At 73.1% G+C, this 24393-nt stretch carries 21 protein-coding genes and 2 tRNA genes; 18 read left to right on the top strand and 5 right to left on the bottom strand.

Annotated features, from left to right (window positions below):
- Positions 1–6: 6 nt before the first annotated feature.
- A complete protein-coding gene (locus tag KYT88_RS11860; RefSeq protein WP_043588687.1) occupies positions 7–363 on the top strand; it encodes a TraR/DksA family transcriptional regulator in 357 nt (118 codons plus the stop codon).
- Between the two features lie 24 nt (positions 364–387).
- Here KYT88_RS11860 and KYT88_RS11855 read toward each other — a convergent pair whose 3' ends face one another.
- Positions 388–891 (bottom strand): MarR family winged helix-turn-helix transcriptional regulator, encoded by a 504-nt coding sequence (locus KYT88_RS11855; RefSeq protein ID WP_043588684.1) that lies wholly within the window; start codon positions 889–891, stop codon positions 388–390.
- 52 nt (positions 892–943) lie between these two features.
- Here KYT88_RS11855 and KYT88_RS11850 point away from each other — a divergent pair, with 52 nt between their 5' ends.
- The 4 genes from KYT88_RS11850 (at position 944) to KYT88_RS11835 (ending at position 4072) form a co-directional block, all read left to right on the top strand.
- Positions 944–1336: a hypothetical protein gene (locus KYT88_RS11850; RefSeq protein ID WP_043588683.1), complete on the top strand. Its 393-nt coding sequence runs from the start codon at positions 944–946 to the stop codon at positions 1334–1336.
- Between the two features lie 76 nt (positions 1337–1412).
- Positions 1413–1487, top strand: a tRNA-Gln gene (locus KYT88_RS11845).
- A gap of 48 nt (positions 1488–1535) precedes the next feature.
- Positions 1536–3080, top strand: coding sequence for a bifunctional UDP-N-acetylglucosamine diphosphorylase/glucosamine-1-phosphate N-acetyltransferase GlmU (glmU, locus tag KYT88_RS11840; protein ID WP_051629448.1), 1545 nt, complete (start codon positions 1536–1538; stop codon positions 3078–3080).
- Positions 3081–3094: 14 nt separating this feature from the next.
- Entirely contained in the window at positions 3095–4072 is a 978-nt protein-coding gene (locus KYT88_RS11835) for a ribose-phosphate diphosphokinase (protein ID WP_012038964.1), read from the top strand.
- A 45-nt stretch (positions 4073–4117) separates the two neighbouring features.
- Here the strand turns inward: KYT88_RS11835 and KYT88_RS11830 are convergent, their stop codons facing one another.
- Both KYT88_RS11830 and gnd read right to left on the bottom strand, forming a co-directional pair.
- Positions 4118–4492 carry a hypothetical protein gene (locus tag KYT88_RS11830; protein ID WP_043588682.1) on the bottom strand — a complete coding sequence of 125 codons (375 nt, stop codon included), beginning with the start codon at positions 4490–4492 and terminating at the stop codon, positions 4118–4120.
- Positions 4493–4561: 69 nt separating this feature from the next.
- The gene (gene gnd / locus KYT88_RS11825; protein WP_043588681.1) at positions 4562–6016 is read right to left on the bottom strand and encodes an NADP-dependent phosphogluconate dehydrogenase; all 1455 of its coding nucleotides are present in this window, start codon (positions 6014–6016) and stop codon (positions 4562–4564) included.
- An 83-nt stretch (positions 6017–6099) separates the two neighbouring features.
- Between gnd and KYT88_RS11820 the strand changes: the two genes are divergently transcribed.
- From KYT88_RS11820 to mfd, 4 genes are all read left to right on the top strand, one after another.
- Entirely contained in the window at positions 6100–8100 is a 2001-nt protein-coding gene (locus KYT88_RS11820) for a gluconokinase, GntK/IdnK-type (protein WP_043588679.1), read from the top strand.
- Between the two features lie 169 nt (positions 8101–8269).
- Positions 8270–8914 (top strand): 50S ribosomal protein L25/general stress protein Ctc, encoded by a 645-nt coding sequence (locus tag KYT88_RS11815; RefSeq protein ID WP_043588676.1) that lies wholly within the window; start codon positions 8270–8272, stop codon positions 8912–8914.
- 153 nt (positions 8915–9067) lie between these two features.
- The gene (pth, locus tag KYT88_RS11810; RefSeq protein WP_043588674.1) at positions 9068–9655 is read left to right on the top strand and encodes an aminoacyl-tRNA hydrolase; all 588 of its coding nucleotides are present in this window, start codon (positions 9068–9070) and stop codon (positions 9653–9655) included.
- 88 nt (positions 9656–9743) lie between these two features.
- Positions 9744–13376, top strand: a complete 3633-nt coding sequence (mfd, locus tag KYT88_RS11805) for a transcription-repair coupling factor (RefSeq protein ID WP_043588671.1) — start codon at positions 9744–9746, stop codon at positions 13374–13376.
- 22 nt (positions 13377–13398) lie between these two features.
- On the opposite strand, the gene KYT88_RS11800 is transcribed toward mfd, so the two are convergent.
- Entirely contained in the window at positions 13399–14640 is a 1242-nt protein-coding gene (locus KYT88_RS11800) for a Na+/H+ antiporter NhaA (RefSeq protein ID WP_043588669.1), read from the bottom strand.
- A gap of 106 nt (positions 14641–14746) precedes the next feature.
- On the opposite strand from KYT88_RS11800, the gene KYT88_RS11795 reads away from it, so the two are divergent.
- From KYT88_RS11795 to KYT88_RS11755, 9 genes are all read left to right on the top strand, one after another.
- On the top strand, positions 14747–15505 hold the full coding sequence (locus KYT88_RS11795; RefSeq protein ID WP_043588667.1) for a nucleoside triphosphate pyrophosphohydrolase: 759 nt from the start codon (positions 14747–14749) through the stop codon (positions 15503–15505).
- Between the two features lie 154 nt (positions 15506–15659).
- The gene (locus KYT88_RS11790) at positions 15660–16295 is read left to right on the top strand and encodes a TetR/AcrR family transcriptional regulator (RefSeq protein ID WP_043588665.1); all 636 of its coding nucleotides are present in this window, start codon (positions 15660–15662) and stop codon (positions 16293–16295) included.
- Between the two features lie 12 nt (positions 16296–16307).
- Entirely contained in the window at positions 16308–17615 is a 1308-nt protein-coding gene (hisS, locus tag KYT88_RS11785; protein ID WP_043588663.1) for a histidine--tRNA ligase, read from the top strand.
- 115 nt (positions 17616–17730) lie between these two features.
- Positions 17731–19011 (top strand): phosphopyruvate hydratase, encoded by a 1281-nt coding sequence (gene eno, locus KYT88_RS11780; RefSeq protein ID WP_043588661.1) that lies wholly within the window; start codon positions 17731–17733, stop codon positions 19009–19011.
- 86 nt (positions 19012–19097) lie between these two features.
- Positions 19098–19658: an FtsB family cell division protein gene (locus KYT88_RS11775; protein ID WP_043588659.1), complete on the top strand. Its 561-nt coding sequence runs from the start codon at positions 19098–19100 to the stop codon at positions 19656–19658.
- The gene (locus tag KYT88_RS11770; protein ID WP_043588656.1) at positions 19655–20170 is read left to right on the top strand and encodes a DUF501 domain-containing protein; all 516 of its coding nucleotides are present in this window, start codon (positions 19655–19657) and stop codon (positions 20168–20170) included. Before KYT88_RS11775 ends, KYT88_RS11770 begins: the two co-directional genes overlap by 4 nt.
- The gene (locus KYT88_RS11765) at positions 20167–21465 is read left to right on the top strand and encodes a S8 family peptidase (RefSeq protein ID WP_051629447.1); all 1299 of its coding nucleotides are present in this window, start codon (positions 20167–20169) and stop codon (positions 21463–21465) included. Before KYT88_RS11770 ends, KYT88_RS11765 begins: the two co-directional genes overlap by 4 nt.
- A 37-nt stretch (positions 21466–21502) precedes the next feature.
- Positions 21503–22990, top strand: a complete 1488-nt coding sequence (locus KYT88_RS11760) for an NAD(P)/FAD-dependent oxidoreductase (RefSeq protein ID WP_043588654.1) — start codon at positions 21503–21505, stop codon at positions 22988–22990.
- A gap of 106 nt (positions 22991–23096) precedes the next feature.
- Positions 23097–23171: transfer RNA gene (locus KYT88_RS11755), tRNA-Leu, on the top strand.
- A 17-nt stretch (positions 23172–23188) separates the two neighbouring features.
- Here the strand turns inward: KYT88_RS11755 and KYT88_RS11750 are convergent.
- Entirely contained in the window at positions 23189–24343 is a 1155-nt protein-coding gene (locus KYT88_RS11750) for an acyltransferase family protein (RefSeq protein ID WP_043588652.1), read from the bottom strand.
- Positions 24344–24393 lie beyond the last annotated feature (50 nt).

Here is a 24393-nt window from a genome sequence, read left to right as displayed (position 1 = left end):
GGATCCGTGGCCGACGACGCCGCGCCCGCCTCGGCCGACCCGCGCGCGGCGCTCGCAGCGGTGCGAGCTGACACGCTCGCGCTCATCCGCGGGCTCGACCGCGACGTGGCCGCGATCGTCGAGGCACGCCAGGACGCGAACTCCGACGACGAGCACGACCCCGAGGGTGCGACCCTCGCGTTCGAGCGCTCGCAGTCCGACGCGATGATCCGCGAGGCCCGCGTCCGCCTCGCCGACGTCGACGCGGCGGTCGCCCGCCTCGACGCGGGGACCTACGGCCGGTGCGAGGTCTGCGGCGAGGCGATCCCCGCGGGCCGGCTCGAGATCCGCCCCGCCGCGCGCCGCTGCGTCGCGCACGCCTGAGCCGGGCGGGCGGGGTGGAGCGGGTCAGGCCCCGTCGTCGTCGAGGTCGAGGATCAGCTGCCGCAGCAGCCCCGCGAGCACGTCGCGGTCGGCCGCGGGCAGGGTCTCGAGCAGCTCCGCCTCCTCGGTGACGAGCCGGGTGATCGCGGTGTCGACCCGCGTGCGCCCCGCGTCCGACATGACGACGAGGATCCCGCGCCCGTCGTGCGGATCCGTCCGCCGCTCCACGAGCCCGCGCGCCACGAGCCGGTCGATCCGGTTGGTCATGGTCCCGGAGGAGACGAGCGTCTGCTGCAGGAGGGCCTTGGGGCTCAGCTGGTAGGGATCGCCCGCCCGCCGGAGCGCCGACAGCACGTCGAACTCCCACGACTCGAGCTCCGACTCCTGGAACGCCGAGCGCCGGGCGCGCTCCAGCAGCCGCGACAACCGGCCGACCCGGGACAGGACCTCGAGCGGGGAGAAATCGAGGTCGGGCCGCTCGCGCCGCCACGCGTCGACGATGCGGTCGACCTCGTCGCGGCTGGGCATCCCCCCATCATGCCGGTCCGGGGCCACCCGTCCCGTCGCTAGCGTGAGGGACATGGCCGACCTCCCCTCCATCCGCTCCGTCATGCCGTGGTGGTACGTGGGCGGGGCCGCGCTGGCCCTCCTCATCGCCCTCGTCCTCGTCCCGGTCGCGAACCTCGGTCTGGTGCTGCCGCTGTGGGGCGCCCTCGTTGGCACGACGATCCGCGACCGCCGACGCGGCGCCGAGCCCATGACGCCGTCGCAGGAGGCCCTCGTCGCGGCGGTGCTGACGCCGCTCCTGCTCGGGATCGCCGCCCTCGCCAGCCAGCTGTGGCCCTTCCAGCAGAGCGCGTTCGATGCGCGCGTGCTCGTCGGCGGGGCCGTGGGGCTCGCGGTCGGCGGCGCGCTGCTCCTGGTGCTGCGGATCCGCGGCGTCCTCCGCCGGCGCCGCGCGCGCGGGGCCTGAGCGCCCGCCGCGTCCCGGTCTCCGCGTCCGGGCACCTCTGGCAGACTCGTCCTGCGCACGGCCGGACCGTGAGCGGTCCGCCTTGGTGTAACGGCAGCACTTCAGCCTTTGGAGCTGTGAGGTCCAGGTTCGAATCCTGGGGGCGGAGCCACGCCCGCCGGCCGCGCCGGACAGACGCACGAGGATCAGGGAGATCGCCATGACCGACTCAGACATCACGCCGACGACCCGCGAGATCCCCATCGTGACGGGCGAGCTCGACGTCGACGGCGAGCCGCGCAGCCCCTCCATCGCGGTCGTGATCCTCGCCGCCGGCCAGGGCACCCGCATGCGCTCGCGCCTGCCGAAGGTCCTGCACCCGCTCGCCGGCCTGCCGCTCGTCGGCCACGTGCTCGCGACCGCGGAGGAGCTCGGCGCGCGCCACATCGTCACGGTCGTGCGCCACGACCGCGACCAGGTCGTCGAGGTCGTGCGCGCGCTGTCGCCCGAGGCCCTCGTGGTCGACCAGGACGAGATCCCCGGCACCGGCCGCGCGGTCGAGGTGGGCATCACGGCCCTGCCCGACGGCTTCACCGGCCAGGTCGTCGTGCTCTCGGGCGACGTGCCCCTGCTCGACGCGGCCACGCTCCGCTCGCTCGTCTCCGCGCACCGCCAGGCGCGCAACGACCTCACGCTCCTCACCGCCCGCCTCGACGACCCGACCGGCAACGGCCGCATCATCCGCGGCCAGGACGGCGCGTTCGAGGCCATCGTCGAGCAGAAGGACGCGACCGGCGAGCAGCTCCGCATCGACGAGGTCAACGCGGGCGTCTACGTGTTCGACGCGGAGGCGCTCCGGCAGACCCTCGGCGCGATCGGCACCGACAACGCGCAGCGCGAGAAGTACCTGACCGACGCGGCCGACGTGATCCGCCGCGCGGGCGGCGCCATCGAGGGCCTCCCGGTCCGCGACAGCTGGCTCGTCGCCGGCATCAACGACCGCTTGCAGCTCACGGCCGCGGCCACCGAGCTGAACGCCCGCATCATCCGCCGCTGGCAGCTCGCGGGCGTGACGATCCAGGATCCGCGCACCACCTGGATCGACGTCAAGGCGACGCTCGCCGCCGACGTCACGGTCCTCCCGGGCACGCAGATCCTCGGCGCGTCCACGGTCGCCGCGGGCGCGACGGTCGGCCCGGACACCACCCTGCGCGACACCGAGGTCGGCGAGGACGCGACCGTCCGCCGCACCGACGCCGAGCTGGCCGTCATCGGCGCCCGCGCGACGGTCGGCCCGTTCTCCTTCCTGCGACCCGGCACGCGCCTCGGCGACGACGGCAAGATCGGCGCCTACGTCGAGACGAAGAACGTCGAGATCGGTGCCGGCAGCAAGGTCCCGCACCTCAGCTACGTGGGCGACGCGACCATCGGCGCGCACACCAACATCGGCGCGGGCGCGGTCTTCGCGAACTACGACGGGCACACGAAGCACCGCACGGAGGTCGGCGACCACGTGCACCTCGGCTCGCGGAACGTCCTCGTCGCACCGGTTAGGATCGGTACCGGCTCCTACACGGGTGCCGGTGCCGTCATCCGCAAGGACGTCCCGCCCGGCGCACTCGGCATCTCGGTGGCGCCGCAACGCAACATGGTCGGCTGGACCGAGGCGAAGCGACCGGGCACCCCCGAGGCCCGGGCCGCCGTCGAGGCGGCCGAGGGGCACCAGGACGATCCGTCCGGGACCGAGCACACCGAGCAGCACTGACGAGACGGAGTCCCGTGTCCGCAATCAAGACCGCCGGAGAGAAGCGGCTCGTGATCGTCACAGGTCGCGCGCACCCCGAGCTCGCCGAGCAGATCGCCGAGGAGCTCGAGACGACCCTCGTGCACACCGACGCGCGGACCTTCGCCAACGGCGAGCTCTACATCCGGTACGACGAGAGCGTCCGGGGCAGCGACGCGTTCGTCATCCAGTCGCACACCGCGCCCATCAACGAGTGGCTCATGGAGCAGCTCATCATGGTCGACGCGATGAAGCGGGCATCGGCCAAGCGGATCACCGTGGTCGCCCCGTTCTACCCCTACGCCCGGCAGGACAAGAAGGGCCGCGGCCGCGAGCCGATCTCCGCCCGCCTCGTCGCCGACCTGTTCAAGGCCGCGGGCGCCGACCGCATCATGTCGGTCGACCTGCACGCCGCGCAGATCCAGGGCTTCTTCGACGGCCCCGTCGACCACCTCTTCGCCATGCCCGTGCTCCTCGAGCACATGCGCTCCGTGCTCGACTCCAAGACCCTCACGGTCGTCTCGCCCGACATGGGCCGCGTGCGCGTCGCCGACATCTGGAGCGACAAGCTCGGCGCCCCGCTCGCCATCATCCACAAGCGCCGCGACCCGAAGGTGCACAACCAGGTCACCGTCCACGAGATCGTCGGCGACGTCGCCGGTCGCGTGTGCCTCCTGGTGGACGACCTGATCGACACCGGCCGCACCATCGTCTCCGCCGCCGAGGCCCTGAAGAAGAACGGCGCCACGGGCGTCGTCGTCGCGGCCACGCACGCGGTCTTCTCTGACCCGGCCACGCAGATCCTCGACAGCCCGCACATCGACTCGGTCGTGGTCACCGACACGCTGCCGATCCCCGAGGACAAGCGCTGGGACAAGCTCACGGTGCTGCCCATCGCGCCGCTGCTGGCCCGCGCGATCCACGAGGTGTTCGACGACGGATCCGTCACGAGCATGTTCGACGGCGCGGCCTAGGCCCCAGCGCCGCGGTCCGGGTCGGCGGCTCGGACGCCCGGGGTATCAGTCCCGGGAGTTCCGCTCGACGACCTCGCGCGCGACGCGGCCGGAGGGGATGAGCCCGAGCGACACGATGTGCTCGTCGCCGCCGAAGGCGTACCTCGTGTAGCACTCGTAGCCCACGCCGCCGGGGCCGAACAGCTGGAACCGCACCTCGTAGGAGGGGGAGTCGGGCCGCTCGTACGCGACGAAGTCCTTGCAGGCCATGTCGGCCGTGCTCGCGCCCACGCGCACCATGGTGACGACCCCGGGGAGCAGCAGGCTGACGATCCCGACCACGACGACCACCCGCATCACGACGAGCGTGCGCTTGCTGCGCAGGCTCCGCGGGCGGTGCGGCTCGTAGCCCGCGAGCTCCGGGTGCTCGTCCTCGTCCATCCGCCCCAGTGTGACAGACGCCCCGCCGCCCACGAGGGGCGGCGGGGCGTCGGCGACGGTCGGTGGACGCTAGTGCGTGTCCTCCGCCTCGACCTCGGAGCGGTCGCCGGACCACAGCGTGTGGAAGGTGCCCTCCCTGTCGGTGCGGTGGTACGTGTGCGCGCCGAAGAAGTCGCGCTGGCCCTGCACGAGGGCGGCGGGCAGGCGCTCGGAGGCGAGCGAGTCGTAGTAGCTCAGCGCCGACGCGAAGCCGGGCACCGGGATCCCCGACAGCGCGGCGACCGAGACGACCCGGCGCCAGGCCTGCTCGCCGTCGGCGACGGCCTTGGCGAAGTACGGGTCCTCGAGGAGGGTCGCGAGGCCGGAGTCCTTCTCGTACGCCTCGACGATGCGGTTGAGGAACTGCGCGCGGATGATGCAGCCGCCGCGCCAGATCTCCGCGACCTTGCCCTTGTCGATGTCCCAGCCGTACTCCTTCGCGCCCGCGATGATCGCGTCGAACCCCTGCGCGTACGCGACGACCTTGCTCGCGTAGAGCGCGGCGCGGACGTCGTCCTCGAAGGTGTCGCCGCCCGACTGGATCTCCGGACGGCTCGTGATGGTGGCCTGCACGGCCTTCCGCTGCTCGGGCTTCGACGACACGGCGCGCGCGAACACGGCCTCCGCGATCCCGCCCACCGGCACGCCGAGGCCCACCGAGTTCTGCACGGTCCAGACGCCGGTGCCCTTGGATCCGGCCTGGTCGACGATGACGTCGACGAGCGGCTTCCCGGTCGCGGCGTCCTTCTGGCGGAGCACCTCGGCGGTGATCTCGATGAGGTACGACTCGAGGTCGCCCCCGTTCCACTCCTCGAACACGTCGGCGATGGCGTCCGGCTCGTGGCCGCCGACCCGGCGCAGCAGGTCGAACGACTCCGCGATGAGCTGCATGTCGGCGTACTCGATGCCGTTGTGGATCATCTTCACGAAGTGGCCGGCGCCGTCGGTCCCGATGTGGGTCACGCAGGGCTTGCCCTCCGCGACCGCGGCGATCGACTCGAGGATGGGGCCGAGCGTCTCGTACGCCTCGGCCGTGCCCCCCGGCATGATGCTCGGGCCCTTGAGCGCGCCCTCCTCGCCGCCGGAGATGCCGGCGCCGACGAAGTGGAGGCCCTTCGCGCGGACCTCCTTCTCGCGGCGGATCGTGTCGGTGAACAGCGCGTTGCCGCCGTCGACGATGATGTCGCCCTCCTCGAACGCCTCGGTCAGCTGCTCGATGACGGCGTCCGTGCCGCGCCCGGCCTTGACCATGATGATCGCGGTGCGGGGGCGCTGCAGCGACGCGGCGAACTCCTCGATCGTGGTGGCGGCGACGAAGCCCGCCTCGGGGTGCTCCTCGACGAGGTCGGTGGTCTTCTGGGTCGTGCGGTTGTACACCGCGACCGTGTTGCCCTCGCGGCTGGCGAGGTTGCGGGCGAGGTTCGACCCCATCACCGCGAGCCCCACCACCCCGATGTTCGCCGTGGCCTGCTGGTCATCTGACATCTGATGCCTCCTTGTCGACAGTCGCCATCAGGCTACGCCCGGGCCCCCGACCGTCAGCGGGGCGTCGGGGAGCGTCTCGTAGGATGGACGAGCGCACCCACACGGTCGCGCCGCACGAGTTCCTCACCGAACCGCAGGGAGTGATCCGCATCGACGCCGTCCGCCCGTTCCCGCCCGTGATCGTGATGGGGGTCTCCGGATCCGGGAAGTCCACGGTGGGCGAGCTGCTCGCGCAGGATGCCGGCGTCCCCTTCATCGACGGCGACGACCTCCACCCGGAGGCCAACCGCCGCAAGATGGCCGAGGGCCACGCGCTCGACGACGACGACCGCCGGCCCTGGCTGGAGGAGGTCGGTCGCGCGCTCGCGGGGCGCCCCGATGGCGGACCCGTCGTCGCGTGCAGCGCGCTGAAGCGCTCCTACCGCGACGTCCTCCGTGCCGCCGCGCCCGACGCCGTCTTCGTGCACCTGGCCGGCGACCACGAGCTGCTGGCCGAGCGCCTCGGCGGCCGCGAGGGCCACTTCATGCCGTCGAGCCTGCTCGCGTCGCAGCTGCGCACGCTCGAGCCGCTCGGCGACGACGAGCAGGGCATCACGCTCGACATCACCGACGATCCCGTCGCGCTCGCCGACGCGGCCGTCCGCGAGCTGCTGCCCGGCGGCCGCACGGCGTCGCCCGGCCGGGTCGACGACGCGCCGGCCACCGCGACCGAGCCCGCCGCCGCGGTGCCCGAGGCGGACGTCCCCGCTGTCGTCAGGGAGGCGCGGTCGGAGGCCGACGTGCCGCGCGTCGACGTGCTCCGCGCCGACGCGGCACCGTCCGCGGGCCCGGAGGGCGCGCCCGCCGCCGCCGTCCACGAGCCCATCCGCGTCGCGATCGTCGGCTGCGGCGTCATCGGCACGCACCACGCGCGCGTGCTCGCCGAGCACCCCGAGTTCCGCGTCGCCGCGCTCGTGGACGTCACGGCCGCCACCGCCGCCGAGCTCGCCGACGTGGTGGTCGACGAGCTGCACGCCGACCGCCCGCGCGTCTTCGCGCACCTGGGCGACATGATCCGCGCGGACGCCGCCGAGCTCGTCGTCATCTGCACGCCAAGCGGCCTGCACATCGGCCTCGCAGAGGAGGCGCTCGCCGCCGGCCTCCACGTCGTCATCGAGAAGCCGCTCGACGTCGACCTGGCCCGCGGCCGACGCATCGCCGAGCTCGCGCGCGAGGCCGCCGGGCGGGGGATCCTCTCGACCGTCATCAGCCAGCACCGCTTCAACCCGTCGAGCGTCGTCGTCGACCGGGCCGTGCGCTCGGGCCGCCTCGGCCGCCTCACCTCCGCCGTCGCCAGCGCGCCGTGGTGGCGCAGCCAGGGCTTCTACGACTCCGGCCACTGGCGCGGCACGTGGGACCTCGACGGCGGCGGCGCGCTGATGAACCAGGGCGTGCACACGCTCGACCTCCTCGTCTCCTACCTCGGCCGCCCGGTCGAGGTGTACGCGCAGACGGCGCTGCTCGCGCACGACGGCATCGAGGTCGAGGACGTCGCGGTCGCCGTGATCCGCTTCGCCTCCGGCGCCCTCGCGACCCTGCAGGCGACCACCGCGGGCTACCCGGGCCTCGACACCCGCGTGCAGGTGCAGGGCACGCGCGGATCCGCCGTCATCGAGGCCGGATCCCTCACCTACTTCCACGCGGCGCCCGAGTCGGGCGTGCCCGCCCAGGCCGACGTGCGCAACGACGCCGAGCTCGAGATCCACGCCGCCGACCTGCCGCGGTCGCCGCGCCTCGACAACACGTACCTCGAGGGCCACTACCGCCAGTACGACGACATCGCCGATGCCCTGCGCTCGGGCCGACCGGCCGGGGTCACGGTCGACGACGCCTTCCTGTCGCTCGCGACCGTGGTGAGCGTCTACGTCTCGGCCACGCTCGGCGCGCCGGTCGCGTTCGAGGACGTCGTCGACGGCGTCCACGACGGCCTGCGCCTCCGGGTCGGCCAGTCCACGCCGGCCTTGCCGGGATCCCCGTCGCCGACGGCCGCACCGGCCGCACTGGACGAACTGGATGCGTCGACCGGGGACCCGTCCGTCCGGTAGCATCGGGGGTTGAACTTCGGCGAGGGATCGCAGGGGCCGCGCGAGAGCGCGGCGGCGGTCCGTTATCGACGCGGTGGACGGGGCTCGCACCTCATTCCTCACGCGCAAGCGTTCGAGCAGACACAGACACACGACGCGAGCCCTCACGGGCCGCAATTGGAGCGACACCATGGTTGACAACAACCTCTCCGCGGAGCTGCGCACGCAGTTCGGCAAGGGCGCGGCTCGCAAGATCCGCGCGATCGGCAAGATCCCCGCGGTCATCTACGGCCACGGCACCGACCCGCAGCACGTCACGCTGCCGGGTCACGAGCTCATGCTCATCATCCGCAAGGCCAACCAGATCATCACGCTCGACATCGCGGGCACGCCCCAGCTGGTGCTCGTGAAGGACGTCCAGAAGGACCCCGTGCGCCAGATCATCGAGCACGTCGACCTCATCGTCGTCCGCCAGGGCGAGCGCGTCGAGGTCGAGGTCCCGATCCACGTCGAGGGCGAGTCCTACCCCGGCACGATCCACAACCTCGAGTACACGTCCATCACGGTCGACGTCGAGGCCACCCACATCCCGGAGCGCTTCGTCGTCTCCATCGAGGGCTTCGAGGAGGGCACGCAGATCACGGCCGGCCAGGTCGACCTGCCCGCCGGCGCGACGCTCGTCACCGACCCCGAGACCCTCGTGCTCGCGATCTCCGTGCCCCAGCTCGACCTCACGACCGACGCGGTCGACGAGGACGTCGTGGCCGAGGGCGACGCGGACGTCGCGGTCACCGACGACGGCGCCACCGGCGACCAGTCGGGCGACGACAAGTAGCATCCGCCGCGGCCCCCGGGCCGCGTCGCCGCGACGTGCGGCACCGCACCACCAGCACCACGGAGCCCGTCGGCCGCCGTCCGGGACACCGGCAGCGGCCGGCGGGCTCCGCGCATCCGCCCCGGATGCGATCGACGGACGAGGAGAGCGCACGTGGACGACCGGACCCTGCTCGTGGTCGGCCTCGGCAACCCCGGCCCGCAGTACGCGGGCACGCGGCACAACGTCGGCCAGATGGCGCTCGACGTCCTCGCCGACCGGATGCGCGCCACGTTCCGCTCGCACCGCGCCAACGCGCAGGTCGCGGAGGGGCGGGCGGTCCCCGGCGGGCCGAAGCTCATCCTCGCGAAGCCGAGCTCGTTCATGAACCTGTCCGGCGGCCCGGTCGCGAACCTCCTCAAGTACTTCTCGCTCGAGCCCGCGCAGCTAGTGGTCGCGCACGACGAGCTCGACATCCCCTTCGACTCCATGAAGCTCAAGCAGGGCGGCGGGCACGGCGGCCACAACGGGATCCGCGACATCATCTCCTCCGCCGGCACGGGCGACTTCACGCGCGTCCGCATCGGCATCGGCCGCCCGCCCGGTCGCCAGGACGCGGCCGACTTCGTGCTCAAGCCCTTCTCCTCCACGGAGCGGCAGGTGCTGCCGAACGTGCTGGAGGACGCCGCCGACGCCATCGAGATGATCGCCTCCGACGGCCTCATCGCGGCGCAGCTGCGGTTCCACACCGCCGCGTCCTGATCCGCCCGGCCGGCCCGGTCTGCGCATCCCGCGTCCGCCCTCGGCGGACGACGGCGAGCGCGTCGGTGGCGGCGCGTACGATCATCTGGTGATCCTCCAGGGCTTGATCCCGGCGCTCTCGCGCGCCTCCACGTTCGACGACGCCCTCGCATCGGCCTCCCGCGACGCCGACTTCTCCCTCACCGAGGGGCTCCAGGGGCCGCTGCTCGCGGGGCTCCTGCGCCAGCGCATCCAGCGCGGCATCCCGGGGTGCCTGCTCGTCGTCACCGCCACCGGCCGCGAGTCCGAGGGCATGCGCCGCAGCCTCGACGCGGTGCTGCCGGACGCCGAGATCCTCGAGTTCCCGGCATGGGAGACGCTGCCGCACGAGCGGCTGAGCCCGAGCGCCGAGATCGTGGGCAAGCGGATCCACGCGCTGCGCCGCATGGAGCAGTGGCACGCCGCGCTCGGCCAGGGTGCGCGCGAGGTGCCCGCCGACCGGGTGCGCCCGCTCGTCATCGTCGCCTCGGTGCGCGCGGCCCTCCAGCCCGTCGCCGACAACCTCACGGAGCTCGCGCCCGTGCAGCTCGCCACCGGCAGCCGCGGGCACGACCTCTCCGAGCTCGCCGTGCGGCTCGTCGACCTCGCCTACTCGCGCGTCGACATGGTCACGCGCCGCGGGGAGTTCGCAGTGCGCGGCGGCATCCTCGACGTGTTCCCGCCCGTGTCCGACCACCCGGTGCGCGTGGAGTTCTTCGGCGACGAGGTCGACCAGATGCGGCCGTTCGCGGTGGCGGACCAGCGCTCGCTCGAGGAGGAGATCACCTCGGTGGAGCTGCCGCCGAGTCGCGAGCTGCTGCTGAGCGCGCCCGTGCGCCAGCGCGCCCGCGAGATGCAGCACGAGTTCCCGAACCTCCAGCAGATGCTCGCGAAGATCGCCGAGGGCATCCCGGTGGAGGGCATGGAGTCGCTGGCCCCCGCGCTCGTCGACAGGCTCGTCCCGGTCACGCACTACCTGCCGGTGGACGCGGCCATCGCCGTCGTCTCGCCCGAGCGGGTGTCCACGCGCGCCCAGAGCCTCGCCGACACCAACCGCGAGTTCCTCGACGCCGCGTGGAACGCCGCCACCGCGGGAGCGCAGGCGCCCATCGACCTCGCGTCCGGCGACTTCCTCTCGCTCGGCCGCCTGCGCGACGCCCGCGGCCCGCGCCGCTGGTGGACCCTGTCCGGCTTCCAGGCCACCGACGTGCTGCCGGAGGACCTCGGCATCGACGAGGTCATGACCGTGCGCATCCAGGCGGATCCCGTGCCGAGCTTCGCGGGCAACGCCGACGGCGCCATCGAGCACGTGCGCCAGCGCCTCGCCGACGGCTGGAGCGTGGGCGTCGTGGCCCAGGGATCCGGACTGGTCGAACGAGCCGACACCGTGCTCCGCGAGGCGGGCGTCCCGGCGCGCGTGGTCGAGGAGTTCCCCGCCGAGCCCGAGCCCGGCATCGCCTACCTGCTCCGCTCCGCCATCGACGCGGGCTTCGAGATGCCCGAGGTGAAGCTCGCGCTCCTCACCGAGAGCGAGTTCTACGGGCGGGCGGCCGGCTACGACAGCCGTCAGGTCAAGAAGCTCGCCACCCGCCGCAAGAACGTGGTGGATCCGCTGCAGCTCAAGCCCGGCGACCACGTCGTGCACACCACGCACGGCATCGGGAGGTTCGTCGAGCTCACGCAGCGCGAGGTCTCCTCGGGCGGCCGCAACGCCGTGAAGACCCGCCGCGAGTACCTCGTCATCGAGTACGCGCCCTCGAAGCGCGGCTACCCGGGCGACAAGCTCTTCGTGCCCACCGACCAGCTCGACCTGCTCAGCCGCTACGTCGGCGGCGAGGAGCCGGCCCTCAGCAAGATGGGCGGCAGCGACTGGGCCGCCGCGAAGGGCAAGGCGCGCCGGGCCGTCCGCGACATCGCGGTCGAGCTCGTGAAGCTGTACTCCGCGCGCATGGCGTCGCGCGGGCACTCGTTCCCGCCGGACACCCCGTGGCAGCGCGAGCTCGAGGAGGCGTTCCCGTTCATGGAGACGCCGGACCAGCTCACGGTCATCGACGAGGTCAAGCGCGACATGGAGAGCCCCATCCCCATGGACCGCCTCGTCTCCGGCGACGTCGGCTTCGGCAAGACCGAGATCGCCGTGCGCGCCGCGTTCAAGGCCGTGCAGGACGGCAAGCAGGTCGTGATGCTCGTGCCCACGACGCTGCTCGTGAAGCAGCACTTCGAGACCTTCTCGGAGCGCTTCGCCGGGTTCCCCGTGCACCTGCGCCAGCTCAGCCGCTTCCAGTCGGAGAAGGAGTCGCGCGAGACCGTCAAGGGCCTCGAGGACGGCTCGGTCGACGTGGTCATCGGCACCCACCGCCTGCTCACGGGCAACATCGCGTTCAAGGACGTGGGGCTCGTCATCATCGACGAGGAGCAGCGGTTCGGCGTCGAGCACAAGGACGCGCTGAAGAAGCTCAAGGCCAACGTCGACATCCTCGCGATGTCGGCCACGCCTATCCCGCGCACGCTCGAGATGGCGGTCACGGGCATCCGCGAGATGTCGACGCTCGCGACGCCGCCGGAGGACCGGCACCCGATCCTCACCTTCGTGGGCCCGAACAGCGAGAAGCAGATCGCCGCCGCCATCCGGCGCGAGCTGCTGCGCGAGGGCCAGGTGTTCTTCGTGCACAACCGCGTGTCGAGCATCAACAGGGTCGCGTCCGAGCTGGCCGAGCTCGTGCCCGAGGCGCGCGTCGCCGTGGCCCACGGCAAGATGAGCGAGGCGATGCTCGAGCAGGTCATCGTCGACTTCTGGGAGCGCAAGTTCGACGTGCTCGTGTCGACCACCATCATCGAGACCGGCCTCGACATCGCGAACGCGAACACGCTCATCATCGACCGGGCCGACAAGTACGGCCTCAGCCAGCTGCACCAGCTGCGCGGTCGCGTCGGCCGTGGGCGGGAGCGGGCCTACGCGTACTTCCTCTACGACGCCGACAAGCCGCTCTCCGAGACCGCGCACGACCGGCTGTCCACCATCGCGGCGAACAACGAGCTGGGATCCGGCATGCAGGTCGCGCTCAAGGACCTCGAGATCCGCGGCGCGGGCAACCTGCTGGGCGGCGAGCAGTCGGGCCACATCCAGGGCGTGGGCTTCGACCTCTACCTCCGCATGATCGGCGAGGCCGTCTCCACCTTCCGCGGCGACGTCGCGGAGGGCCAGACCGAGCTGCGGCTCGAGCTGCCGGTCGACGCGCACATCCCCGAGGAGTACGTCGACAGCGAGCGGCTTCGCCTGGAGGCGTACCAGAAGCTGTCCACCGCGGCGTCGCCCACGGCCACCGACGACCAGATCGACCGGGTCATCGAGGAGCTGTCCGACCGCTACGGCGAGCCGCCCGTGGAGGTCGACAACCTGGTGCGGGTGTCGCGCCTGCGTCGCGTCGCCCAGCGGGCCGGGCTCAGCGAGGTCGTCGCGATGGGGCCGAACCTGCGCATCGCGCCGGCCGACCTCGCCGACAGCAAGCAGGTGCGACTCCAGCGCATGTACCCGGGCAGCCGGCTGTTCGCGCAGACCAACGCCGTGACCGTGCCGCTGCCCAAGCGCGACGGCGAGCCGCTGCCCGACGCCGAGCTCGTGGACTGGGTGCGGCAGCTGCTCGACGCCGTCTTCACGGTGGAGCCGGCCCCGGCCGCGAAGGAGTCCGCGCCCAAGGCGTGACCCGGCGGCGGGCGGGCTGCGCCTAGACGCGCGCCGGTCCGCCGTCGACGTGCGCCGGGAAGTCGTCCCGTGTCGCGTCGTCCCCATCCGCGTCCCCGTCCGCGGGGGTGCCGTCGCGGCGGGCGCGGCGGCTGCGGATCGACAGCGTGACGGCTGCCGCGACGATGGACACGCCGGATCCCAGCAGCACCGCGAGCGTGCCCTCGTCGCGCACCTCATCGAGGCCCGCGAACGCGAGCTCGCTCATCAGCAGCGACACCGTGAACCCGATGCCGCCGAGGAGCGACACGGTCACGAGGTCGGGCACGGCGAGGCCGCCGGCGGATCCGCGGCGGCGCGCGACCCACGCGCCGAGCAGCCCGCCCGCGGTGATTCCCACGAGCTTGCCGAGCGGCAGCGCGAGCGCGATGCCCCAGAACGCGGGCGCGAGCTCCGCCAGCCCGATCGCGGGGATCGCGACGAGCGCGGCCGAGAACGCGAAGAGCGGCAGCACGATCCCGTTCGAGAACGGCTCCAGCGCATGCGCCGCGCGGAGGCCGGAGAGGCGGGGGAGCGCGAAGCCGAGGGCGACGCCCGCGATGGTCGCGTGGATCCCGGAGGAGAGCGTCGCCCACCACGTCACGAGCGCGATGAGCACCAGCAGCGCGACCACGGCGATCCGCGCGGCGCCCGTGCGCCCGACGCCGAGGCGGCCGACGACGGCGAAGAGCACGACGCCGAACACGGCGACGACGAGCGGCACGATCGCGAGGTCGGTCGTGAAGAAGACCGCGATGATCCCGATGGCGATGAGGTCGTCGAGCACCGCCAATGCGAGGAGGAACACGCGCACGGCCGCGGGCAGGCCGCGGCCGAACACCGCGAGGACGCCCAGCGCGAAGGCGATGTCGGTCGCGGTAGGCACGGGCCAGCCGCGCTCGAAGCCGCTGCCCGCGGTGATCGCGAGGTACACGCCCGCGGGCACCACCACGCCGCCGACCGCGGCGATGGCGGGCACGAGCGCCGCGGAGACGCTGTTCAAGCCGCCGGCCAGGAACTCGTGCTTGAGCTCGACCGCGACGATGAAGAAGAAGACGACGAGCAGGCCGTCGCTGACCCAGTGCCGGAGCGACAGGTCGACGCCGATCGCAGGCATCGCCAGGTGCCCGTCGGCCCACGCGATGAGGCCGGGACCGGCCGGCGTGTTCGCGACGACGAGGCCGACGACGGCGGCGAGGAGGAGGAGCCCGGCGGCGACGCGCTCGGAGCGGATGAGGGAGGTCATTGGGCCTTCCGGGGTCGGGAATGGGGGAGACGGTCACCCGCCGCCGACCAGACTTCCCGGCACACCGACCCTCAGCCTACCGGCGGCCCGGTGCGAGGATGGCGGGATGAGCGAGCCCGCGTCCCCGTCCGCATCCGCCACCGCATCGGGATCCGAGCCCGCATCCGCCGCCGTCGCCGAGCTCGCCGCCGCGATGGCCGTCCTCCGCGCACCCGACGGCTGCGCCTGGAACCGGGAGATGACGCACCGGAGCCTCGTCCCGTACCTCCTCGAGGAGAGCCACGAGCTGGTCGAGGCCATCGAGACCGACGACGTGCCCGGCATGCGCGAGGAGCTCGCGGACGTGCTCCTGCAGGTCGTCTTCCACGCCGACATCGCGCGCACCGAGGGCGAGGGGTTCGACCTCGCCGACGTCGCCCGCACCGCGACGGAGAAGATGGTGCGCCGCCACCCGCACGTCTTCGGCGACGAGCGCGCGGACACCGTCGAGGAGGTCCTGCGCGTCTGGGGCGCCGCCAAGGACCAGGAGAAGGCGGCGCGCACGAGCGTCGTCGACGGGATCCCGATGAGCATGCCGTCCCTCGCGCTCGCCGACAAGCTGCTCGGCCGGGCGGAGCGGGTCGGGCTGCTCGAGGCTGGCGCGCCGGCCGCGATCCCGGTCGACGACGAGGACGACCTCGGCCGGCTGCTGCTCGCGGTCGTGGTCTCGGCGCGGTCGCGGGGGCTCGACGCGGAGCGCGCGCTGCGGACGACGCTGCGGTCGCTGACGGCGGAGATCCAGACGGCGGAGCTCCAGACGGCGGAGCTCGGCGACGACGGGATCGACGCCCACGACGCATCCCCCGGCGCGGGCCGGACCGCCTGAGGCGAGCTCCGGCCCGCGGGGGCATCGCCCGGGATTTACCCGATCCCGAGCGGCCACGTCCGTCGCCTCCACCCGAAGGAGACGGCGGACAGATCTGGGCGATCACACGGTAACGGCCTTCGCCGCATGTCCATCACGGTTGTTATGGTGAGGCGTGGCAGCCCCGGATCCGCACCGCCGCCAGGACCTGCTGGCCCACATCCTCGACCACCTGCGCGCGCACCCGCTCCAGTCGGTGACCTTCCGCGGCCTCGCCGACGCGCTCGGCGAGAGCACCTTCGTGCTCGTCTACCACTTCGGGTCCAAGGAGCGGCTGCTCGAGGCCGCGATGGACGCCATCGACCACCGCCAGGCGGAGATGGTGGAGGGCGATCCGCGCGAGATCGGACCCGGCGAGCTCCGCGAGTGGATCACCCGGGCCTGGAGCTGGCGCCTCACCGACGTGAACCGCGACTTCCAGCGCCTCGAGTTCGAGGCCGCCCTCCTCCGCACGCGCGACGGCGTCGTCCGGCCGCACGCCATCGCGAGCGTCACCGCGTGGCGCCGGTTCGGGCTGGAGTGGATGCTGGCGCACGGCGTCCCGGAGGACGTCGCCCTCGACACGGCCGACCTCCTGCAGGCCGGGTCCTACGGCCTCCAGTTCGACTTCGTGATCTCGGGCGACCGCGACCGGGCCATGCGCGGCTTCGAGGCGCTCATCGACGCGTTCACCCCGCGCATCCAGCCGTGGCTCGACCTGGCCGAGGAGCAGGGTCCTCCCGCAGCGCCGGAGCGGCCGCCCGCCGCCTGACAGAATCGGGGGATGCCCCAGCAGATCACGCCGCCCCGCGGCATGCGCGACTTCCTGCCCGCCGAGAAGGCCCGCCGCGAGCAGGCGCTCGCGATCATCCGCCGCACCTACCGCGCGCACGGCTTCGACGAGATCGAGACCCCCGTGGTCGAGGAGTCCGGCCGGCTGCACGCGGGCCTCGGCGGCGACAACGAGAAGCTCGCCTACTCGGTGCTGAAGCGCGGCCTCTCGGGCGACGACCTGCACGCCGCGGCCGACGCCGGCGACGTGCTCGCGCTCTCCGACCTCGGGCTCCGCTTCGACCTCACGGTGCCGCTGGCGCGCTTCTACGCCTCGCACCGCGCGGAGCTGCCCGGCGTCTTCCGGTCGATCCAGGCCGCGCCCGTCTGGCGCGCCGAGCGCCCGCAGAAGGGCCGCTACCGCCAGTTCATGCAGTGCGACATCGACATCATCGGTGAGGCGGGGCAGCTGGCCGAGGTCGAGCTGATCTCCGCCACCGCCGCCACGCTCGCCGCCCTCGGGCTCACGGGCTGCACCATCCGCGTGAACGACCGCCGCATCCTCCGCGGGATCCTCGACGCGTGCGGCTTCGCGCCGGAGCGCCAGGCGCAGGCGCTCATCAGCATCGACAAGCTCGACAAGATCGGGGCCCAGGGCGTCGTCGCGGAGCTCGCCGAGGGCGGTGCCGACGCCGCCGACGTGCTCGGCGGGATCCTCGAGCGCATCGAGCCCGCGCTCGCCGACGGCGGCGTGCCGCTCACGACCGAGGCGATCACCGGGATCCTCCCCGCGGGCGTCGACCCCGACGCGGCCGCCGACCTCGAGACCCTGGCGGACGCGCTCGTCGGCCTGCCCGACGGCGTCACCCTCCGCTTCGACCCGACCCTCGTGCGCGGCATGGGCTACTACACGGGCACGATCTTCGAGATCGCGCACCCCGCGTCCGGCAGCTCGGTCGGCGGCGGCGGCCGCTACGACGGCATGATCGGCCGCTTCCTCGGCCAGGACGTGCCGGCGGCCGGCTTCTCCATCGGCTTCGAGCGCATCGTCGACCTGGCCGTCCTGCCCGCGGCGGAGGACGCCGACGCCATCGCGCTCGTGCACGACCGGCGCACCCCGGTCGCCGTGCTCGCGCGCCTCAAGGCCGAGCTCGTCGCATCCGGCCGTCGCGTGCGCCTGGAGCCGCGCCCGAAGAACGTCGCGCCGCTCCTCGAGGCGCTCAAGCAGCAGGGATTCCGCACGTTCGCCTCCGTCGACGCCGACACGGGCGACGCCGCGTCGCTCCAGGAGCGACCGCTCGACGGCGGCCCGCGCGGCTGATCCGTCACCTGCGCGACACCTGCGCGCGGGCCTCGCCGCCCGCGGCCCGGAATGACCCCGCGGCTAGGATGGATCCGACTTCCCACCCCTCACCGCAACGCAAGGAGACCATCCCGTGGCAGCCATCGAAGCAGTCAACGCACGCGAGATCCTCGACTCCCGGGGCAACCCGACCGTCGAGGTCGAGGTGCTCCTGGAGGACGGCACGTTCACCCGCGCCGCCGTCCCGTCGGGCGCATCCACCGGCGCATTCGAGGCGTACGAGCTGCGCGACGGCGACGCGGGCCGCTACCTGGGCAAGGGCGTCCAGAAGGCCGTCGCCGCCGTCGTCGACGAGATCGGCCCGGCCATCCAGGACCTCGACGCCGCGGACCAGCGCATCATCGACGCCACGATGATCGAGCTCGACGGCACCGAGAACAAGTCCCGCCTCGGGGCCAACGCGCTCCTCGGCGTCTCCCTCGCGGTCGCGAAGGCCGCGGCCGACTCGGCCGAGCTGCCCCTGTACCGCTACCTCGGCGGCCCGAACGCGCACACGCTGCCCGTCCCCATGCTCAACGTCATCAACGGCGGCTCGCACGCGGACACCAACGTCGACATCCAGGAGTTCATGCTCCTCCCCGTCGGCGCGTCCACCTTCTCCGAGGGCCTGCGCTGGGGCGTCGAGACGTACCACGCGCTCAAGAGCCTGCTGAAGAAGAAGGGCCTCTCCACCGGCCTCGGCGACGAGGGCGGCTTCGCGCCGAACCTCGACAGCAACCGCGCCGCGCTCGACCTGCTCATGGAGGCCATCGACTCCGCGGGCTTCACGGCCGGCAAGCAGATCGCGCTCGGCCTCGACGTCGCGTCGAGCGAGTTCTTCTCCGACGGCGCGTACACGTTCGAGGGCCAGAAGGTGGATGCGGCGCACCTCACCGCGTACTTCGCCGACCTCGTCGCGTCCTACCCCCTCATCACCATCGAGGACCCGCTGGACGAGGACGACTGGGCCGGCTACGACCACTTCACCGCCGAGCTCGGCTCCAAGGTGCAGATCGTCGGCGACGACCTGTTCGTCACGAACCCGAAGCGCCTCGCCGACGGCATCACGCGCGGCGTCGCCAACTCGATCCTGGTGAAGGTCAACCAGATCGGCACGCTCACCGAGACGCTCGACGCGGTCAGCCTCGCCCAGCGCAGCGGCTACACGACGGTGCTCTCGCACCGCTCCGGCGAGACCGAGGACACGACCATCGCCGACCTCGCGGTCGCGGTGGACGCGGGCCAGATCAAGACCGGCGCCCCCGCCCGCAGCGAGCGCGTCGCGAAGTACAACCAGCTCCTCCGCATCGAGCAGGACCTCGGCGCCGCCGCGGTCTACGCCGGCCGCAGCGCCTTCCCGCGCTTCCAGGCCTGACCCGGCCGATCCGCCCGCGCCCTCGTGGCGCGGGCGGATCGCCGTTCCACCCCCTCACGACCCGACCCGCACACGAAGGAGGACCGATGGCCCGCTTCCCCGGCCTCGACACCCTCCGCGCCCGACGCGCTCCGCGTCCGCGCACCGAGCGCGTCCCCGTGGCGCTGCCCGACGGCGACGCCCCCGCGGGCAACTGGCTCCGCAGCATGCGCTTCTCCGGCTTCTCGGTGATGGTGCTCGTGCTGCTCGTCCTCACGGTGGTGGTGCTCGCCCCGGGTCTCCGCATCTACCTCGAGCAGCGGCAGCAGCTCAGCAGCCTGCAGAGCGCGGTGGACGCCCAGAAGGGCACCATCGCCCAGCTCCAGGACCAGCGCGCCCGCTACGACGACCCGGCCTTCCTCAAGGCGCAGGTCCGGGATCGCCTCTTCTACGTCATGCCAGGCGAGACGAGCTACCTCGTCCGCGGGCTGCCCGCCGCGACAGGCGACGCCGCCACCACCACGCCGGACGGCGCGCCCATCAGCGCCGACCTGCAGGAGACGAAGCAGGACTGGGTGCAGGCCCTCCTCGGATCCGCTCTCACCAGCGCCCTCAGCGACACCCCGCCCGACCAGCTCCAGGGATCCGTCCAGGGAGGCGACCAGTGACCCGTCCCCCCTTCGACCCGCCCTCCGAGCGCGACGTGCGCGTCGTCACCGCCCAGCTCGGCCGCCCCGCGCGCGACGTCGTCGGCATCGCCGCCCGCTGCGTCTGCGGCAACCCCACCGTCGTGAGCACCGCCCCGCGCCTCACCGACGGCACGCCGTTCCCCACGCTGTACTACCTGTGCCACCCCGCGGCCACCGCCGCCATCTCGCACCTCGAGGCCGAGCACGTCATGGCCGAGCTGCAGGACGACCTCGCGGAGGACGAGGCGCTGCGCGACGCGTACGCGGCCGCCCACGCCTCCTACCTCGCCGACCGCGAGTCGATCCTCGTGGTGCCCGAGCTCGCGGGCGTCTCCGCGGGCGGGATGCCCGTGCGCGTCAAGTGCCTGCACGCCCTCGCGGGCCACGCGCTCGCGGCCGGTCCCGGCGTGAACCCCATCGGCGACATCGCGCTGGCCCGGGCCTCCTGGTCGCCGGACGTCTGCGAGTGCGCCGACCACGACGCGCCATGACCCCAGGGTCCGGCTTCCCCGCGCCAGGCACGCCGGCGCCGGCCCGGTCCGGGCGCCGCGTCGCGCGCGCGGCCGCCGTGGGGATCCTCGCCCTCGTCGCCGTGCTGCCCACCGCGACGCCCGCCCACGCGGATCCGGTGCGGGAGCGCGAGTACTGGCTCGCGGACTACGGCATCGAGCAGGCGTGGCAGACCACCCGCGGCGAGGGCGTGAAGATCGCAGTCATCGACACGGGCGTCGACGCGTCGGTCGCCGACCTGCGCGGCGCGGTCGTGGGCGGAACCGACGTCTCGGGAGTCGGATCCGCGGACGGCACCGAGCCCGTGGGCGCCTCGAGCGAGCACGGCACGATGGTCGCGTCGCTCCTCGCGGGCCGCGGCACGGGCACCGGATCCGGCGTCATCGGCGTCGCCCCGGGCGCGAGCGTCCTCAGCGTCTCTGTCGCGCTCGGCGGCCCGACCCCGGGCGCGCGCGACGAGGACGCGCAGATCGCCGACGCCGTCCGCTGGGCCGTCGACAACGGCGCGAGCGTCATCAACATGTCCCTCACCCGCAACTCGCTCGACTGGCCGGAGAGCTGGGACCGCGCCTTCCTCTACGCGTACGAGCACGACGTCGTGGTCGTCGCGGCCGCCGGCAACCGGGGGAGCGGCACCACCGAGGTCGGCGCGCCCGCGACGATCCCCGGCGTCCTCGCGGTCGCGGGCGTCGACCGCGCGGGAGCCGCGAGCTTCGACGCGTCCTCGCAGGGCATCACCATCGCGGTGGCCGCTCCCAGCGAGCAGCTCGTGGGCGTGGAGCCCGGCGGTCGGTACGTGCAGTGGAGCGGCACGAGCGGCGCGGCGCCCCTCGTGTCCGGCGTGGTCGCGCTCGTGCGGGCCGCGCATCCGGAGCTCGAGGCCGACGACGTGGTGGAGCGCGTGCTCGCCACGGCCCGGCAGAAGGGGCAGCCGGAGATCTACGGACGCGGGCTCGTCGACGCGGCCGCCGCCGTCACGGCCGACGTCGCGCCCGCGAGCGGCAAGCCGCTGGGCGACCTCGCCGAGTGGGTGCGCCTGTACCGCCGCGCGCCCGCCGCGACGCCGGATCCGGCCGCATCCGCCACTCCGGACCCCGCGCCCGCGGTGCCCGCCGGCGGCCCCACCCCCGACCCCGCTGCCGGCGCGCTGCCGACCGTCGGCACGCTCCGCGAGGTGGGGATCCCCGCCCTCGTCCTCTCCGTCTTCGCGGCGCTCGCGGCGGCCATGGCCGTCGTCGCATCGCGGCATTTCAGGCGGCTGCTCCGGAAGGGGTAGCCTGATTTCGACCACAACCTGCAGGGAGTCATCCATCGTGCCCAAAATCCTGATCGTCGGCGGCGGCTACGCCGGTTTCTACACGGCATGGAAGCTCGAGTCGCACCTCCGATCCGGCGAGGCCGAGGTCACCATGGTCGACCCGCTGCCGTACATGACGTACCAGCCGTTCCTGCCCGAGGTGGTCTCCGGATCCATCGAGCCCCGCCACGCGGTCGTCTCGCAGCGGCGCCACCTCCGCACCACCAACGTCGTCACGGCGAAGGTCACCGGCATCGACCACGCGTCGAAGACCGCGACCATCACGCCGCCCGTGGGCGAGCCCTACGAGTTCTCGTACGACATCATCGTCGTCACCGCGGGCAGCGTCTCGCGCACGTTCCCGATCCCGGGCGTCGCGGACGAGGCCATCGGCCTGAAGACGATCGAGGAGGCCGTCGCCATCCGCGACCGCATCTTCGCCAACTTCGACCGCGCGGCGACCCTGCCCGCCGGCCCCGAGCGCGAGCGCCTCCTCACCTTCGTGGTGGTCGGCGGCGGCTTCGCCGGCATCGAGGTCTTCGCCGAGATGCGCAGCATCGCGACCGACCTCGTGAAGAAGTACCCCGAGATCGACTTCGAGGACACGCACTTCCACCTCATCGAGGCGATGGGCCGCATCATGCCCGAGGTGTCGCTCGAGACGAGCCACTGGGTGCTGAAGAACCTCGCCGAGCGCGGCGCGCTCGTGCACCTCGACACGCAGCTCAAGTCCGCCGTCGGCGGCGTCGTCGAGCTGTCGACCGGTGAGTCCTTCGAGTCCGACGTCATCGTCTGGACCGCCGGCGTCATGGCCAGCCCCATGCTCAAGAACACCGACCTCCCGATCGAGGAGCGCGGGCGACTGCGCGTGCGCGCCGACGGTCGCGTCGAGGGCGACGACGGCATCGTGGCGGACGCCTGGGGCGCCGGCGACGTGGCGGCCACCCCCGACCTCACGGGCGGCGGCGTCGGCGGCTTCTGCGTGCCCAACGCGCAGCACGCCGTCCGCCAGGGCAAGCTCATGGCGAAGAACCTCACCGCGAGCATCCGCGGCGAGGGGATCACCGACTACTTCCACAAGAACCTCGGTGCCGTCGCGGGCCTCGGCCTGTACCAGGGCGCGTTCCAGTCCGGCAAGCTCGGCATCACCGGCTTCCCCGCCTGGGTCATGCACCGCGGCTACCACGGCCTCGCGATCCCGTCCTTCGAGCGCAAGGCGCGCGTCGTCACCGGCTGGCTGAACAACCTGGTCTGGGGCCGCGACATCGTCTCGCTCGAGGCGCGCGAGACCCCGCGCACCGCGTTCGAGACGTTCGCGTCGCGCCCGCGTCCGGCCGCGGATGCCGCGCCCGCCGCTCCCGTGAAGAAGGAGGAGGCGCCCGCCAAGAAGGCCGCGGACGACAAGGCCGACGCGCCTGCCGAGGGCGAGAAGTCCCCGGCGCTCGCGGGCAGCTACAGCTCCTCGCCCAGCGCGGAGAACGCGGACGAGAAGCCCTCGGCCTGATCCACCCGCACCACCGACGACGGCCCGCAGGCAGCAGCCTGCGGGCCGTCGTCATGCCCGGGGTCTCCATGCGGGCACCTAGGCTGTCGGGAGCGCATCGCGCGCCGCCCCCGTAGTCCAATTGGCAGAGACGGGCGACTTAAAATCGCTACAGGTCAGGGTTCGAGTCCCTGCGGGGGCACCGTCGAGGCGAGCTGCTCAGGCCTCGGGCCGGGGCACGACGCGCGCCGCATCCGGAACCGCCGCCTCCGTCACGTGCACCTGCCGTGTGTTGAGGAAGTGCCGCTCCACGAGGTGGAAGAAGCCGAAGCCGGCCGCGACCGCGAGCGGCGCGACGACCAGCAGCATCACCGCGGCGTGCGCGGCGGTCGGCAGCCCGAGGGGCAGCAGCAGGAGGTTCCCGAGCGCGAGGAACGGGCTGTGCACGAGGTACACGCTGTAGGAGACGAGTCCGAGCCGCTGCGCCGGCCGGGTGACGAATGCGCCGAGCGCGCGGGGACGGGATCCGGCCATGGTGCGCCCGCCCGCCCACGCGAGGAGGGACGCGAAGCCCGCCCCGGCGACGAGCTCCGCGGCCCACACGCTGCCCTGCAGCACGGTGATCCCGAGGAGCAGCACGGCCGCGGCGCCCACGGCCACCGCGAGGAGCAGCCGGTCGGACGCCCAGCGCGGGCGCGCGGTGACGGTGAGCTCGGCCGCGAGCATTCCGGCGGCGAAGAGGCCGAGCAGCCAGGGACAGGCCCACGGGGCGAAGCCGGCGAGGGACGCGCCGGTCATCGCGACCGTGGCGAGGGCGACGACGGGCAGCCCGCCCCACCGACGCCAGAGCGGCAGCAGCACCAGCGGCATGAGGAAGTAGATCTGCCACTCCACGGCGACGCTCCACAGCGGCGCGTTCACCTGGCTGACCCAGGCGGGGGAGAGGTCCTGCAGCAGGAGCACGTGGGAGACGATGCCCGCGGGGGTGGCGGGCGCCGCGCTCTCCCACTCGGTGCCGGCGCCGTCGCGCATCACGGGGATCGCGAGCGCCATGAGCAGGCTGAGCGCGAGGGCCGCGAAGTAGGGCGGGAGGATCCGCCTGGCCCGGCGCCGGAGGAAGGTCGCCGTGCCGTGCCGGAGGTCGAGCCCGGGGCGGCCGGCGACGGGGAGCATCAGCACGTAGCCGGACAGGACGATGAAGACGGGCACGCCGAGGTAGCCGTAGCCGGTGATCCAGCCGAGGAGCGGCAGGTCCCGCCAGGCCTGGCCGCTGAGCCCGGTGTAGAGGAACGCGTGGAACGCGACGACGGCGAGGGCGGCGGCGCCCCGCATGCCGTCGAGGTAGGGCAGCTCCGGTCGCCGTTCTGATGCCATGCGATCCCCCGATCCTCGTCCCGAAGCTAGCAGCCGCCACCGCCACCACT

This window comes from Clavibacter sp. A6099, from assembly GCF_021919125.1.
GTDB lineage: Bacteria > Actinomycetota > Actinomycetes > Actinomycetales > Microbacteriaceae > Clavibacter > Clavibacter seminis.
This window is presented reverse-complemented; position numbering and strand designations above follow the sequence as displayed.